The organism is Nostoc sp. CCY0012, from assembly GCF_963920855.1.
GTDB lineage: Bacteria > Cyanobacteriota > Cyanobacteriia > Cyanobacteriales > Nostocaceae > Cyanocohniella.
Genome location: NZ_CAWUDM010000128.1, coordinates 1 through 15,045, shown reverse-complemented (window position 1 = coordinate 15,045; position 15,045 = coordinate 1). Strand labels below are relative to the sequence as shown.

The 15,045-nt window shown below is 39.5% G+C and carries 14 protein-coding genes and 1 pseudogene; 9 read left to right on the top strand and 6 right to left on the bottom strand.

Annotated features, from left to right (window positions below; translation table 11 throughout):
• Positions 1-352 (top strand): NACHT C-terminal helical domain 2-containing protein (locus tag ACM0OS_RS25075; RefSeq protein ID WP_414545895.1); only part of this gene is annotated, 352 nt, incomplete at its 5' end.
• Positions 353-731: 379 nt separating this feature from the next.
• Here ACM0OS_RS25075 and ACM0OS_RS25070 read toward each other — a convergent pair.
• Positions 732-2,225: pseudogene (locus ACM0OS_RS25070) on the bottom strand (ISNCY family transposase).
• Between the two features lie 414 nt (positions 2,226-2,639).
• Between ACM0OS_RS25070 and ACM0OS_RS25065 the strand changes: the two are divergent.
• The 5 genes from ACM0OS_RS25065 to ACM0OS_RS25045 all read left to right on the top strand — a co-directional run bounded on the left by ACM0OS_RS25065 (position 2,640) and on the right by ACM0OS_RS25045 (position 6,841).
• On the top strand, positions 2,640-3,515 hold the full coding sequence (locus tag ACM0OS_RS25065) for a hypothetical protein (protein WP_414545894.1): 876 nt from the start codon (positions 2,640-2,642) through the stop codon (positions 3,513-3,515).
• A 127-nt stretch (positions 3,516-3,642) separates the two neighbouring features.
• The gene (locus ACM0OS_RS25060) at positions 3,643-3,780 is read left to right on the top strand and encodes a ribbon-helix-helix protein, CopG family (protein WP_414545893.1); all 138 of its coding nucleotides are present in this window, start codon (positions 3,643-3,645) and stop codon (positions 3,778-3,780) included.
• A 51-nt stretch (positions 3,781-3,831) separates the two neighbouring features.
• Positions 3,832-4,107 (top strand): hypothetical protein, encoded by a 276-nt coding sequence (locus ACM0OS_RS25055; RefSeq protein ID WP_414545892.1) that lies wholly within the window; start codon positions 3,832-3,834, stop codon positions 4,105-4,107.
• A gap of 427 nt (positions 4,108-4,534) precedes the next feature.
• Entirely contained in the window at positions 4,535-6,625 is a 2,091-nt protein-coding gene (locus ACM0OS_RS25050; protein WP_414545891.1) for a hypothetical protein, read from the top strand.
• An 18-nt stretch (positions 6,626-6,643) separates the two neighbouring features.
• Entirely contained in the window at positions 6,644-6,841 is a 198-nt protein-coding gene (locus ACM0OS_RS25045) for a hypothetical protein (RefSeq protein WP_414545890.1), read from the top strand.
• A gap of 297 nt (positions 6,842-7,138) precedes the next feature.
• Here ACM0OS_RS25045 and ACM0OS_RS25040 read toward each other — a convergent pair whose 3' ends face one another.
• The 4 genes from ACM0OS_RS25040 to ACM0OS_RS25025 form a co-directional block, all read right to left on the bottom strand.
• Complete coding sequence (locus ACM0OS_RS25040) at positions 7,139-10,060, bottom strand: DUF3854 domain-containing protein (RefSeq protein ID WP_414545889.1); 2,922 nt, start codon at positions 10,058-10,060, stop codon at positions 7,139-7,141.
• Between the two features lie 232 nt (positions 10,061-10,292).
• Positions 10,293-10,457 (bottom strand): hypothetical protein, encoded by a 165-nt coding sequence (locus ACM0OS_RS25035; RefSeq protein WP_414545888.1) that lies wholly within the window; start codon positions 10,455-10,457, stop codon positions 10,293-10,295.
• Between the two features lie 982 nt (positions 10,458-11,439).
• Positions 11,440-11,922: a hypothetical protein gene (locus ACM0OS_RS25030; RefSeq protein WP_414545887.1), complete on the bottom strand. Its 483-nt coding sequence runs from the start codon at positions 11,920-11,922 to the stop codon at positions 11,440-11,442.
• Complete coding sequence (locus ACM0OS_RS25025; RefSeq protein WP_414545886.1) at positions 11,919-12,647, bottom strand: hypothetical protein; 729 nt, start codon at positions 12,645-12,647, stop codon at positions 11,919-11,921. Before ACM0OS_RS25025 ends, ACM0OS_RS25030 begins: the two co-directional genes overlap by 4 nt.
• A gap of 332 nt (positions 12,648-12,979) precedes the next feature.
• Between ACM0OS_RS25025 and ACM0OS_RS25020 the strand changes: the two genes are divergently transcribed.
• A complete protein-coding gene (locus ACM0OS_RS25020; protein ID WP_414545885.1) occupies positions 12,980-13,375 on the top strand; it encodes a helix-turn-helix domain-containing protein in 396 nt (131 codons plus the stop codon).
• Between the two features lie 363 nt (positions 13,376-13,738).
• Here ACM0OS_RS25020 and ACM0OS_RS25015 read toward each other — a convergent pair whose 3' ends face one another.
• Positions 13,739-13,975, bottom strand: a complete 237-nt coding sequence (locus ACM0OS_RS25015; RefSeq protein WP_414545884.1) for a helix-turn-helix domain-containing protein — start codon at positions 13,973-13,975, stop codon at positions 13,739-13,741.
• Between the two features lie 113 nt (positions 13,976-14,088).
• Between ACM0OS_RS25015 and ACM0OS_RS25010 the strand changes: the two genes are divergently transcribed.
• Both ACM0OS_RS25010 and ACM0OS_RS25005 read left to right on the top strand, forming a co-directional pair.
• Positions 14,089-14,505: a hypothetical protein gene (locus tag ACM0OS_RS25010; RefSeq protein WP_414545883.1), complete on the top strand. Its 417-nt coding sequence runs from the start codon at positions 14,089-14,091 to the stop codon at positions 14,503-14,505.
• Between the two features lie 11 nt (positions 14,506-14,516).
• Positions 14,517-15,045, top strand: a 529-nt coding sequence (locus ACM0OS_RS25005) for a hypothetical protein (RefSeq protein ID WP_414545882.1), incomplete at its 3' end; no start/stop codon positions are given.

Genomic DNA, 15,045 nt, shown 5'->3' with positions numbered 1-15,045 from the left:
TTTTGACCTTTATTTTACGTATTCAGTGTTTATCCAGTTAGGTGCAAGATATAAGAATGTCGATTTTACTGCGCTAATTGAGCAATTGAAAGCGCAGGAACTTAAAATTCCTGATGATACACAGCCACGGGAGGTGCGTTGGGCATTCGCTAAACACCTTCAAGAAACGCTACTCAAAGCTTTTAAACTCAGCCCCAACATCATCAATTTATCTAAAAAAGAGGCGGAAGCACAGAAAAATTATCTCTACATCAATAACCTACTCATCCAATGTAAGCAAGCATCTGTGCGGGTATCCCCCACAACCTGGGAAGGAATTGAAGCGCGGATGTTGTTGGTTTCGAGTAATTGAATACTTTAGTCTCAAGCCTAATCTCCTGCTAGCCAGTGAAATGATATTAATGGATGAAAATCCCATCAAAAAGGCTGTTCCCACTGCCAATCAAAATGCTCAAAACGCCTGGGGTTCTCCGCAGTGTAACGCACAGCTTTCACAGGGCTGCGTTAACCAGGATGAGCGATGCCGGGATACCGTTGCGCCACATCAATATATATACCCACTAATTACACAAATTTAGGAAAAGGTGGAATCAGCTTACTGAAACACCATTAAAGTTGTTGAGTATGGCACACCACTTATAAAGATATATATGTTTTGTTATATCCAACTATGTGCCACATTCGGTGATTCGGTGTGAGCTACTACAAATATCCTAGTGTGGCAAAACTTACTAGAGAAGACGACTCTCTAGATTAGCTAAGTAAGCCTTGGGATCTCTGCGAAATCGATACTGTTCAATTCTGGCTTTGTGGTGTTTTTGCAATTGAGAGCGTAATTCGAGCCAAGTATCAATATCAACTTGTGCTAAATCAGATGCGGTAAAAGAATGAAGTTTAGTAGCGATGGCACAGGCAAGTTTGACAGAGCCACGAATAACAAGGGATGAAGGGGCAACCTTACGACCGGTACAGCGACGTTGATGATGACGTAGCATACCAAAAGCATGTTCGCGCGTCATTATTAGTTCGGGGGAAATCTTCAATTTCGTAACAATGAAAAAGTCCAGACCAGTAGTTATGCGTGGTTTTTATAAAGTTATCGATGGCGGTACTAAGTGTACCAGCTTTCTGCTTTTGTTGGGACATTTCTGTTAACAGTTGCTGATAACTTTGTTTGACTCCAGCAGCATCAAGAGCTATTTTATTGTTGAGAATATTACTAGCTTTATCAACCCACTCATATGCAACCCTAACAGGTAAAAATAAAGATGCAGTCGCAGATAATCCCTTGCCTAAAAGGTGTTTTAGGTTAACTGCATGTGGTGGTAAAGCACTTTTTTTTCCATCCGTTCTAAGCTTTGCTCTATCAACGTCAAATTTTCTTGTAGCTTTAATCCAGATGCCTCTAATGGTGGATGACCATCATTGGTTATAGAACTACGGACTGCCGAGCAATAATCTTCAATAATAGTCACCAAATCCTTATCTTCATTGGTAACACTACGTTCAATGTCTCGTAATCCTCTAACTTTTTTTTTCAATTCCTTTTTTGCATTTCTATCTGCCTCATATATGGGTTTAATTGCTTCTTTCAGGTAATGATAATGACATAAACCATGAGCAATACTAGGTAATGCTAACCCAACAGCTTTGCGAATTGATTGTTGCCCATCACTAACAACTCCATCAATTGGTACATCCAGAGTATTAGTTACTTCTAATAATAACGCCGCTAAATCTTCATTCCTTGATGATAATAAGGTTTTAGCTAGTAATATTTCTCCTGATATACAATCTCGAATTACCCATAATACCTCATGTCCAATTTCTGGCTGCATCCCATCAATGGCTAATATCACTCGTCCTTGATTTTTAACTATTGCTTTTAACCTTTTATGGTCTTTTAGCCATAAAGAAAGTAACTCGTCATATCTGTCAATTAGGTGCGTGACCGTTCGTTGACTTATACATATACCTTTTAATTCGAGATGAGTGTGTATTTGGGGAACACTTCTATGTTCCTGGTAGCGTAATGCTCCTATATAAGCAATCACATCCAAACCAAATTCGTTTTGTGGTAGAGCGAGTGACCCTTCAAGCTCTGGTCGATATGCTTTTTTGTACCGCAGACATGACTTATTTTGACATCGCCGAATTTTTAGCTGTAGTTCTACTACCCCATTTAACGTTCTTATACGTCGAGGATTATTATATTCATTCCACATTGTTTGACCGCACGAAGGGCATTTTTTTTGAACACAATCGAGTACTTCAAACGATGTTGCCTCTGGTTTTAGGCTTTTTCTTGCCAAGTTTTCCCACCATTATTTCGCTACAAGGTCAATATTACAGGATTTCTACTCTTCTCTAGTAAGTTTTGCTACGCTAGCAAATATCAATATAATCCCGCCCCCTTAGCTGACACCATTGGGCATTGGGGAATCGAAAATCGTTTGCATTGGGTCAAGGATGTTACTTTTTGTGAAGACTTTCCACCTCGTCGTGGTGGTAATGCGCCCGTGAAAATGATATCTCTACTTCCGCAACGCTGTATTAGTCAATCTCGTCAAAAATTTTTGCCCTTCCATTTTTTGAAAAAATCTCATACAACATAAACAAATATTTAGAGTATTAATTAAATGAACCAAAAAACAATTTATCCGTCGGCAGAAGAACTTAAACTAGGTATTTATAAGCTAAAAATCCATGACTTTAATCTTCAGGGTAAAGAAAAGCCAGACCGAAACGACTATATTCAAACTTTTGGATGTTTACCGAGCTTTATTCTCAAAGCGCATAGAATTTTCATCTCTGAGCTAAATAAAGAGACTTTAGGTGTATTAGTCAAGTCTCATCAAGATGCTTTTAGGGCTATCAAAGAGTGGATATTTCACTTTGATAATACTGCCAATGATAGCCATCCCACAGATCCGCCAGAGCTACGTTTTAGCTGGGAATTTGACTACAAACCCCATGCAGAAATGTCTTGGGCTTTGCTAAATCTCTGCGAAGAAATTTTCAACCGAGATTTATTGGGGTGGAAAAAAGAAATGACATCTCTTTCACCTGCTCTACTTTGGTTTAGCTATGAGTTTGAGCAATTGGAAAATACTTTTAAAACAACCGGAATATTAGGAACAAGCTCTCAAAAAGGAAAACACTATTCCTGTGATGCAATGTCAAAACGAATCCGTGAAGACTTTGATTCTCTGAATTCACGACGATTGAAATCTGTTGCTCAATTTAAACCGAATCAAATTCAAACTTGGAATTCCACTGAGGACGCTATTAGAATACACGCTGAAACAATTGCACGACACGACCGTGGGTTTAGTCTTATCTACGAGAAATACACTAAGATTCAAAGACGCAGCATCAGAACCATTCGCAATAATCCCAATCTACAGTTTGCTGCTTTAGAAACAGACGACTCCCTATATGTTGGTGGAAAGGGTAAGCGAGGCAAAGCTAAAAATCACTCCCAGCAACAAAAGGGTTTTTATAAAGAAAAGTAAAGAAATCGCCAAAAAAAACCAAAAAGCTGCACAAAAAATGACATTTATTTTCCGCTCTGAGATGCTAGTTCCAGAGCGGAAGTTTTTTAGCTGCCAACCAGAACATTATGAGTAAATCAAAAAATATGTGTCCATTCGTATTACGCCCACTGCTGTAAATGGATTAGATGAATTAAGTCATGAACGGGGAATTTCTCGCAACGAATTGATTGAACGGATTGGGCGGGGATTAATCACAATCCTAGATATCACTACCTCTAGCTAATAACAGCTATTTGAGTAGCCGCCGATATCCCCTAAATAATTGAGGAAATTTATGCCAAGAAAAACGAAAACTAATTCTGGTAAAGCTAAAAATCAAAAAAATAGGCTACGTGAGCCACGATCACAAAAGATTATCCGCAAAGGATTAAAATCGATGCGTGGTCAACCAGAAGCATATGATGAGATGAAGAAAATTGTTTCTGTTAGCTTAACTCCTACTGCTTTAGCTGGGATAGACCAAATTAGCCGTAATTATATGATTTCTAGAAGTGAGTTTTTAGAACGTATAGGTAGGTTTATTATTCAAATACAAGATAGAAATGATTAGTCTACAATATCAGTTTTTCCTTCTGGATGTTAGTGCCTATAGGTAATTAGCCGTTAAATAATAGCTAAATTGTTCTGGAAGTCAAAAATCAACCGTTATTTAGAATTTATTAATGCTTAATAAACAAGGAATAATCTATGTTTAGGATTTATTTAAGACCAATAATTTATTTATATTTTTTGATTTATTTATTATTCAATACAACATTAAATATGCCAAAAGCCTTTGATATCATGCCTTTCAGGTGTTATATAAGATTTTCTGTTGTGGGAGTAGAAAAAGGTGAATTATATAGTACCAATGCTTTTTCTTAATAAATAACTATGTATAATACTAATCATCTAAAAGCAACAATTGATTCTAGTTAGCTCTTAATTAATACCTGAATTTGTCATTATTCCACCAATCAAATAGGAGAAGATTTATTATGGAAGGACCAAATAATTTATTTGAAGCTCAAGAAATGTATGAAGAAGAGCTTAGAGTTAGCAAACCTCACCAAGCACAAAGAATAATTAATGAATTACGTACTGCATTCTTGCATCATTGCATTTGTGAGTTTGGCTATGAGAGAACTCATTCAGGACGCAAGATGACTGCCGATGAAGTAAAAAATGCTCAAACTTTTATGAAAACCTTGCCAATTAATAAATTACTCAAGTTGCGTCAGGCGCTACAAGAATCTTTTGAAAAAAATAATGTATCTCAGGCTAGTCGTAATACTTATGGTAATCGCATTGAACAATTTTTAATTTGGGCAGCACAGCAGCTTTGGTGGCCTGGTTCTCGTGCTGCCAAACTGAAAGAACAATGCACTCCTTCTAGACGCAATAAAAATGGTGCTCTGGCAGATTTTAAACTTACAGAGCGTCACTCTATGTATCGCACATATATTTTAAAAACTCAAGAGACACCGCCTCATCTCCAAGTTCAACTTAACCAATTTAATTCATATCTTCTAGAACCCGAATGGCCAGGCAGAATTATTAAGCCTGTTGAAGAATCAACGGCTAACGAATATCTGAAAAATATTCAGCTGATTTTGGGTTTTTTATATCGGTTTCAAAATGTACCGATTCATGAATTAACTTTAGAAAAAATTGTTCCTTTAGTTTCTGAAGAACAGTTAGAAAACCTGACACCTTTGCCACAAAAAAAATTATGGAATCAAAATAAACAATCTCTGGAACAACTTATATGCAATTATTTTCAATTTTTAAGGAATTTTAACTCTTCTGTTAGTCCATTCACGCGTATGGGTAAAATGAGTGCCATTTTATCACTAGCAAAATTTCTCTATGTACAACAAGTTGAAAATGATGCGGATTATCGGCTTATTCCTATTTTTAGCATCATTGAGAATCATCAACAGAAAATTTTAGCAGAGTTAGAAGAATGGCGTAATAGTGGACATTCTGTTTCCGATTGGAGTAAAAGATGGCCTGATGTTCCTGTGGGACAAACAGCGCTACAATTTATTCAACAAAAAATTGTTGAACCTTTACGCTTTGAGTGCAGACCCAGAAATAAGCGTGGAGATTTACGTTCTAGCTGGTCAGTTGCCGTCAGCTATCAGACCTACTTAAAGTGGGCGCTTTTATCTTATTTGCCAGCTCGCCGCCAAGAAGAATACCGAGAATTAAAAATTGCACTGTCTTGTCCAATAGAACGCCCGCAAGACATCCCGCCCAATGGACTATACCAACCTTTACCTCCAGATAATCAAAGACAACGTAAACACAACGGTATGGTTGTAGATAACTACCTTTACTTTACGTATAAACATGAAAATCATTACTATCCACAAGGGATTTGGATCATAGATACAAGGAAATATAAAACTCAAAAAACTTATGGTAAACAATCAATTATTATCCCTAATCCAAAGTTTGAAGATGGTCATTGTTTCTACGATTACATTGAACGTTTCTTCTATGGATGGTGGATAGGACAAGGGTATAAAAATACACTGATATATGATTGGTGGCAACCAGAGATGAAAGGTCGTCGAGGTAGATGGTTAAGTAGTGGAAGAATGGAATTTTCTCCCAAGGATAATTGTTCTCTACCTAGCAGTCATCAGTCGGCAATTTGGACTTGGGGATATGTGTTTGTGGTGCCAAGATCCGGATTGCTAGCTACTGGTTCTGCTTTTGCTAAAATCTTTGAAACCATCTCTCACCGTTTCATTAAAAAACGGATTTCACCACATGTGATGCGTTATGTTTGGGCAACTTGGGGTCTTCAGGTTGGTTTATCTGACTCAGAGTTAAGTTCATTAGCTTATGCGATGGGTCATTCAGTGGAAACCTTGAGAAATATGTATGAACGTTGTACTTCGTTAGAAAAACGTCAACCAATTGAACAAGCAATTGCACAACTTTTATTTACTCCTTCTGAGCAGCATAACCAAAAGTTACCTTTGAATATGGATGTAAATGATTTGGTACAGATGGCACTACATCTAACTCAGGAAGAGCGTCAACAGTTAATTGCTAAGTTACAAAGTACTGTGTAGGTGGATGCATAAAGGAAAGTGATTTTTTTCGGGGGAGATGGGCAACAATTAAGTGCTACAGGTATTGAGCCGGAATGCGATGGCTACACTTGCCGTAAAGCCTACGGCATAGCTACGCTTACTGCGGAGCGTATCGCACAGAAGGCTTCACTGGAAAGCGATCGCATGGCAATCTGCAACTTAGACATTTCTAGGGGGAGCAACGCGAAAAAGTGAGATCGGGGTTTGGTTCTCAATTACCCCCCTTATATTCTCAACAAATCTATGTTTTTTAGTTGCGATGCCTGCGGCGGGCGTAGCCATCGCATCCTGAAACAAGCTATATACGTCCCAGGTTTCAGTCCCTCACAAAATCGCGTTGCTCCCTTTCTAGGCTGAACCCCAGAAATGCGGGTTGATGTCTCAATGCCAATCTGCTATTTGGATGCCTAATGTCAGGAAGTCACCTCCTGACTCGATTACAAAATCGTGCATGAGGCATCTAGCGATGGCTACGCTCGTCTTAAGGTACGTTCACTGCTTTCCCTCACATACCCATCCCAAAATCCAATCTTCTAATCCTCCTGCTATCTTTGCAGTTTTTTTCTCATATTTTTTGTCACAATATTCAACTTCACAGCCATTAAAAAACTCGCAGTCGCTAGACCCTTTTACATATTCAATAGCTGTAACCGTAGCCTGGACTTTCCATTTGTTCTCAGCATGGCGGTCAGTTGGATAGCAGTATATTCTGTCCCCAACTTCAATTTTTGGTTGTGCTTGGGTCTGAAGTTGGGGCGCGATACCTGCGGCGGACATAGCGATCGCTTCCTGTACCTCCTGAGAATTAACATCACTAGCAGTTAGATTTAGTGACGAGTCAAGTGACGAGTCAAGTGATGGGTCAAAACCTTGTCCAGATGGGGATTGTGACACTAGTGACGGGTTGAGGGGGAGTTCATCAGCAGAAATATTAACGATTTTTGAACAATGCTCAGTTATCCCTAGTTGGGTGTTTGGGTGTTTGGATGTTTGTGGGGTCAAATCTAATTGATTATTCTTTTTCTGATCTTCAATCAGACTGGCAACTGACTCGTCACTTTCCCCACTTTCCTTATGCTGCAAGGCTTCTGACCCATCACCTGACCCGTCACCTGACCCGTCACTTTTGATTTTTCTTTCTAAAAATACTTCGTGAGTGGGGATAAGGTCATCTTGACCCGGTACTCTTAACCTGATGCCGCAGATAAACTTCCCTGTATTGGTAGTCTTGTGCTTGACATTCCAACCCAGTACCGAGTTGCACAGTTCCACTAAGTCAGGGGAAAAGGTCTTACTGGATTTACCCTGGTTCCCAGAATTTTTACAATGCGTGGAGTAGTTACCAAATAGGGTGACAATTGGTGATCCGTCAGCACCTTCATTGCGATCGCATCCCACAGGAGTTAAAGCAGTGGGGTCATAAATTAGTTTGTCGTTTAACCAATCAGCTAAACTATCGACTCTCATTCTGTTGAGCCAAAACTCTAAGGTGCATTCTGGTATTTCTGCTAACCCTCTGAGAACATTCGTAACGTGATCATCTGTGAGAGATAATACGTAATTGGTAAACGCTGCTAACTCCGGTGCAAATACTTTCTCTAGACTTTGCAACTTCTTGGTGGCAACCGGATTGTTACAGGGAACTGTGATGACCCGCCGTTTGACTCTACTCGCATTATCCCCAGTAAATACCGGTGGGTTTGAGCAAACTAGTACCATACCGTCATAACGGAAGCTGAAAGCCTTACGCCCTTTTTCCTCAGCCCTGATAAAATCCTCTCCAGTGAGAGAAAGAAATTTACCAAGTTTACCGGTTGCTGTATCCTCATCTGGGAATAAAACCAACCGCTTGCGATAAGCGTTAGCACCTTCAAAATTGTTACCACACCAATCTTCTAGGGTGGTTGTGTGTGTGTTGACCTCACCAATCAAACTGACTACCAGTCGTGCAAAAGTACCTTTACCAGTTCCACCCAAGCCAATCAGATGTAAAAACTTCTGAAGGTCAGAGCGTCCCTTAAGAACTGCGTTGCAATAGCACAGGAGTAGATCCTTGATTTCGTCATTGCCACTTGAGAGATGATCTAAAAATTTATGAATCTCACGCCAATTAGTAGCAGTAGGGTTATATTCCCTTGGTAGTTGCCAAGTGAGACGATAACCGGGGCTATGAGGTAAGAGTTTACCAGTTTTAATTTCTAATACACCATTTTGGAATGGTAAGAAGTCTTTAGAGGACTTCTCTGTCCATTTACGCTCAATTAATTGGGTTCGCAAAATTTTAACTATATTGCTGATATAGGAGAATGAGTTATACCCTTCGATGTTTTTAGAATCAAGAATCTTGTAAACGCATGATTCTATAAACTCCAAAGTCTCTACAGACCACACACCGGAGTAATCAGCCTCATATCGCATCCATTGTGAGATTTCATTATTGAAGGAAAGTTTATCTCGATATTCCTCAGCTATGGACTTAGCGATTACATCAGCCGGGGGAATCTTCCTTTTTTCCTTCTTATCTCCTTTACCAATCAGCTTGTTTAATCGGTTAACTGCATCTTGGTAGCTGGCATCCAACGCACCACTGCCACAATTAACAATTAAATCATCTAAACCCTTACCATCTTCTGCTTTCCATTTCATATCAACCGAGTAGCATCCATATTCTTCTAGTAACAATGCTAGACGGTTTTTAGCGGCGGCTACAGATTTTTGGGCTTTGGGCTTGGTGTCACGATCTAAAGCTAATAGCCATTTAGTATCTCTTTCTGCAAATGACTGTAAATCAGGAATTAATACTAATTCATCTTTCTGCTCATTCTCATCTAGCAGCCATTCTCTACCGCAATTGCAGCCGTATAACCCGATGAGAATATATCCCAGACTCAAACCACTTAGGGTCTTTTTTCCCCCTTCTGTCAGGATGCGATTCAAATCGGGATTATCCTTCACCCATTCCCAGAAACTACCCTCTAGAGGCACTTCTACCCCATATCTTTGCGATATCTTCTCTCTGATTGATCGGGGAATAGGGGGGAAAAATGCTCGATCCCCATTCCCTTTGGGCGCTAGATAGCGATAAGGTCTTTGTTTCTCCTCATCCCAGATGCTAACTACAGCTTGCCACAGCGACCCGTCTTCATTTCTCAGCAATGCTGCATAGATTGGGTCTTTGCACTGATGCCCAAAACGGGTAAAATACCACCCCAACTCATCATGTATGGGGGTGGTTGCGTCCATCCCATCAGTCCACTCGACGGACTGATGGAACTCTACACAGTTATTGAATAATTCCTCATCAATCCCACTGCCACGGATAAAGGCATCTGCAATAAAATATTGAAACTCTTGGAGATTCTTAAATTTCTGCTGTTTAGGAGTAGGAGGTTGGCTAATGAATTGGGCAACCATTATGCAGCACCTCCTACTGTTTCAATATTTTTGGTAGAAATTACTAAAATACTGAAAGGATGCGCTATAATAGTCTTATAAGATAATTCTTCTAAGACAAATTCGTATTTGTGATCTAAAATTGGATCACAGGAGATGATATTCTTCATTTTTGTATTTGTTTTTGTGATCCAGATTTATCGGGTCGCCAAACTACGATAAATCTGGGTGTACTATAGAAACTCAAAACTCCCTAACATAAAACCGTTGGGGAGTTTTGCTGTAAGTAGCTATGTATGAACTTACGTACCAGTTGATACATAGTCGTTCCGTTAGCTTTGGCTAGTTCTGGGAATTTGATTTCGTTGGTTTCAGTGAACCGTGTCCTTACTAAAATTTTGGGTTTTTCTTGTGTCACTTTCACACCTCCTTAAAGTGATCTCATTCTAATCCACAAAGTTATAGTTGCGATCGCAAAATTAAAAAAAATATCCCTGAAATTAAAAATTTTCTGTGATATTATGTAACCTATTGAAAATAGCATAGATAACTAAAACAGTGGCACCATGCGATCGCAAGCCGACAAGTCAACAAAAAGTGTCCACCACTATTACACAAAACACTATTTAGTATTTTTGTTCTATTTTGGTAGATAAAATTCCGCATGAGAGACGTTATCTAGTTTTTTATGAGTAAATACAAAACGGTTTTAGGTAACTTATTTTACTTTTTTTAATAAACCTCCTCAAAATAAACCTTTCTAAAGCACTTGGCAAACCCGGATACTAAGCCATCGCCCTATCCCCTAATCTGTACCCTCAGTAGGGGTGGATCTAGCGAAGCTGTCATGAGGGGCAAGATAGCTGGAAACTATTGCTATATCTACGCTTAAGCATTTTTGACATCGAACTAGAATTTCTGCATGAATGCACTGCTACTTCTCACCCCATAATTGCTTTTCGCCTACCAAAGAGAATTAATAATACTGTTTGGTAGGAGTCTCTGGATTGGGCTACAAAGCTTGCTGTCAAAGAGTTTTAGTCAATTCACGCCAAAAGATGATCATTGCCCTAGCTGTAAAATCTGTAAATAAAGTTAATAAATACTCCGCTTTTTGTAGCTATGGATACCTAAGTTTTGTCCAAGAGTGTCAATTTTACTCAAACATTGCTGAAACCTATATATAGTAAGAGTTTTCAGTCTATCTTGCCCCTGGTGACAGCTTCGCTATATCTACGCCAGCAGTTTTTAGCTCAAGGGTAAAAATAAGTATACCCATTGTGGCGGCGGAATTAGACAATACACATTCTCTGGTATAGATGCAGAGAACCACAATTTATCTAACCGTTCCTCGCTTGATCGCATACCTAACCGAGTACACCTGAACTGACAATCATCCATTATTTATCAACCCCCAAATATGTACTTCTCATAGTCATCCATTGCTCATGGCTGATTGCTTCAATTTCCGCCTTGCGCTGTTGCACCTCGCGGTTATCTTGCTCTGTGCGCTCACCGCTTCCTGGCATCGCCATTTTTTGAGATATAGCCTTGAGGTTGATCAACTTTTTTTGTGTGGTCTGTCGCCAGTCAAGGCGGCTGATCCGGTCTAATTCTTGACAAACTGCCGCCGTCAGCCTCATGTCTATGTTTCCCTCTAGGTGTAGCCAGTTGAAACCAGCTTTACAACCAGGAGCCTGACAAATCGGCAAGCGATCACGGTCGAAGTTATAGCCACGAATTACCATAGCCGCCAGTCTGGATCTGACAATTCCCGTGTCTTCGCAGCAGAAGCAGCGCCAGGACGGTTGCCAAATTTCTTTTTGATATCCCGGCTGGTCTTCATCGCGGATTGGTTCTGGGGAAAGTTCAGGTAATTTCATGACTTATCCCCCCAAATTAAGTCGTGAGAGTTAGCCCACTCGTAAAATTCCTTGCGCTGCTTATCTAAACTGCCGTTTTCACAAATAAACGCCGCGAACCCAAGGGAGCGAATTTTATCTAACCACTCCTGACGGCGGGGGTCACTTTCCCAATTTTTGGAGATGCGAACCACACCTCGAAGTTTTTCCCACTGCGATCGCAATTCGTCAAAATTCTTCTCAATCCATTTGAGTGGAAGTTCAGGCGTTTTGGGTAACTGGGCTGCTTTCTTCTTACCGAACTCTAAAAAACACTCTCTCTCGTCTTCTAAGAGAGAGTCTATAAAGTCTGAATAAGTTTTATTAATATTAGAGTCCTGAGATTCTTGTTTTACAGGGGTTTCAGGCTGCAAGTGGGAAATTTCATTCCCAGGTGGGAAATTTTTTTCCTGAGTGGGAAATTCTCTTCCCAGGTGAGAAATTCCGTTCTCAGGTGGGAAATTTTTTTCCTGAGTGGGAAATTCTCTTCCCAATTTTGTGATAGTTGAGGAAGTGTCACACAAACACCCTCTTGCAGAGACTTTTACTGAGTAGTCAATATCTTCTAGGTTGATATAACCTTTTTCTTCTAAAACTGCTATCGCTGCGTTGACAGCTCGTTTAGTAATTCCTAAGTCCTCAGCAATTTTGGAAGCCTTTATTCTTATGCCATTGCCATACGGATCAAGTGAGCGCAAGTAATACAAAATGCTTATTTGAGACTTGGTAAGGCTTTTGCAGATTTTGACCCATTCAGAATGTTGTAAGGGATAAAATTTACCGTCAATTTTCACAGTTGCCCCCTTTTGGTTACAACTGCAACACGTTGAGTCGCCAAAATTCCGTCTTTTGGCGTTTGTGAAAGTCGTTGAATTGCCATATGATATTTGTAGGTTTGAATGCCCTGGCAAGTTACTTGTCGGGGCTGTTTGTTTTGGATAAAATTTGAATTAAACTATTAGCTTGAATCAATTTAACCCAAAGTTAAATTACTATAGAAAATTATACCCATAGTTAAATTAATAAGTAACAAAACTTTATGGCTCAGATTTACCAGCTATTTAAAAAAGCAATGGATCGCTACGGTGTTCAAGGCAAAGAGCTGGCTGGTATTGTGGGAATCAGTCCTACTCACCTATCAGAATTCCGCAATGGGAAAAAATGGGTTAGCCAGGAGACTTTTACAGCTTTATTGGAAGGGATGGATCAGCTTTCGCCTGGTTCTAAGCACTATTTCTGTGAGCTTTTAGCTGGGGAACAACTAGGAGATACGGAAAATAGCAGTAAAAGCTTGATAAAAATGATTGAAGCTGCTGATGAGGAAGAAATGGAAGCAGCTTTCTTGGCAATTGGGCGTAAATGGAAGAAAATGAGGCAAAGCAAGCCTATTTCGGGTAATCATAACCCAGGATTAGAGAGTGCGATCGCAGTATAAATCATTGGGAATTGAGCCGATATAGCTGCATATTCGGAAATTAAGGCTCTTAACGATTATCCTGCTTAGGTTTAGTCATTTGATGATAATGCCCGAAACGGCATTTATCATCAAATAGCATTGAAAATTTCAAAGGACTAAAAATACCGGGAATTTTGAGGTAATTTGCCACTAGCAGAAGTGTTTCAGTCCATATATGGTAAGTGTCGCAGTGGTGTTTGAAACGTATCTGCAAATGTAGGTTTTACCAATTGGCGACAGAATTTTTAGTGTTCTGCAAGCGATCACCTGCATAGAATGCTGATTCTATCGTTGCCAGCGTTAACGCTCAGGCATTCACTCTTCATACAGAAATATTTCAAACTAATCAAAACTCACTCCTAAGTCAGTATTCAGTATCGCTTCTATTTTTCTGATAATATCTTCCGTTACGGCAGCGCGTAAGTCTTCCTTCTCAATCTGATGCCAGTATGAGCGCGATATCCCTGAATCTCTACATATCTGGGATAAAGAACGCGAATCTCCCTCTCTAATTTTTTTGATACGTTCCCCTAAGCCAGGGAAGTCTTTAACTACTGTAATTGTTCGTTTTACTTGCATCTAAATCATAGCCATTACCCAATGGGTAATTCTATTGTATTTTGTCTACATATAGTTGCTAACTGTCTACAGAGAGTGTACAATAAGTCCAATAGTAATTCATCTGTACTTGTATGCCTATGCAACAAACAACAGAAACTTACTACCGACAAACTTATGAATCGGTAGCTGGCGAAGTTTCTAATCGTAGGTGGCGAAATCTGCGTAGTGAGTTAGAGCATTCGGGAATGGTTGTTACAGTCAAAACTTTGCGAATGTATGCAAGATTCAAAACACAATTTCCCAGAACACCAATTACTAGGCAGGCAATTAAAACTTATGAAAACTTTCAAAACAAGTATTCTGATTATCAGGAATTTACAGGAGAATCGATACTTTCAATACTTCGTGAAATTAAACCAAATGTAACAGAAAGAATGCTGATAAATGCTTGGTACAAAGCAGGGTTACAGTTTGGTAAACATTCTGTATACAGCTATTCAGAAGCTTGCAAAATTGTCTTTTTCACAGCGATTACTCGAAACAAATAGGAGCATGACAAATGAAAGAACTTAAGAATAAAGTAGATTCGATTCGCCGCACTCTCAAAGCCAAAGGCATTACTGAAGTAACAGCAGCACAAATTGAAGCTAAAATCTTAGACCTTTGCCCAGATTTTCCAGATGATTGGTGTTCTGATATCCGTTCTGAAGTAATTAATAGCCTAATTAAAGATTTGCAACCATCTGAATTAGCGACTGTAACCGCTAACGGTGTAAGTAATAGCCAACTTGAGGAAGTTTCAAAACTAGAGGAAACCGTGAACATTGCTTCAAAAGCCAATGCACTTGATGGTGAAGAGGAGTTTGAGGTAATAGCCCATGAAGCCAATGAATCCCAACCACAGCCAAGCATCGCACAATCTGAAATGCCAGCGATTACCTCTGAAGATGACCCAGAAAACACCGCCATCGCCCTTCAAGAGAAGTCAGAATTAGTCGCCAGCACTGCCAACGACATGGGGATTACTTTATCAATTGAGGAAGTCACAGCGATTGCTGAAAACTTTGATTATGCAAGTGTTAATTCTG

What these genes read in the sequence shown, in the direction of transcription:
- ACM0OS_RS25065 (WP_414545894.1), top strand. Translation starts at nt 2,640, where the DNA reads ATGAACCAAAAAACAATTTATCCGTCGGCAGAAGAACTTAAACTAGGT.
- ACM0OS_RS25050 (WP_414545891.1), top strand. Translation starts at nt 4,535, where the DNA reads ATGGAAGGACCAAATAATTTATTTGAAGCTCAAGAAATGTATGAAGAA.
- ACM0OS_RS25015 (WP_414545884.1), bottom strand. Translation starts at nt 13,975, where the DNA reads ATGCAAGTAAAACGAACAATTACAGTAGTTAAAGACTTCCCTGGCTTA.
- ACM0OS_RS25040 (WP_414545889.1), bottom strand. Translation starts at nt 10,060, where the DNA reads ATGGTTGCCCAATTCATTAGCCAACCTCCTACTCCTAAACAGCAGAAA.
- ACM0OS_RS25030 (WP_414545887.1), bottom strand. Translation starts at nt 11,922, where the DNA reads ATGAAATTACCTGAACTTTCCCCAGAACCAATCCGCGATGAAGACCAG.
- ACM0OS_RS25055 (WP_414545892.1), top strand. Translation starts at nt 3,832, where the DNA reads ATGCCAAGAAAAACGAAAACTAATTCTGGTAAAGCTAAAAATCAAAAA.
- ACM0OS_RS25010 (WP_414545883.1), top strand. Translation starts at nt 14,089, where the DNA reads ATGCCTATGCAACAAACAACAGAAACTTACTACCGACAAACTTATGAA.
- ACM0OS_RS25020 (WP_414545885.1), top strand. Translation starts at nt 12,980, where the DNA reads ATGGCTCAGATTTACCAGCTATTTAAAAAAGCAATGGATCGCTACGGT.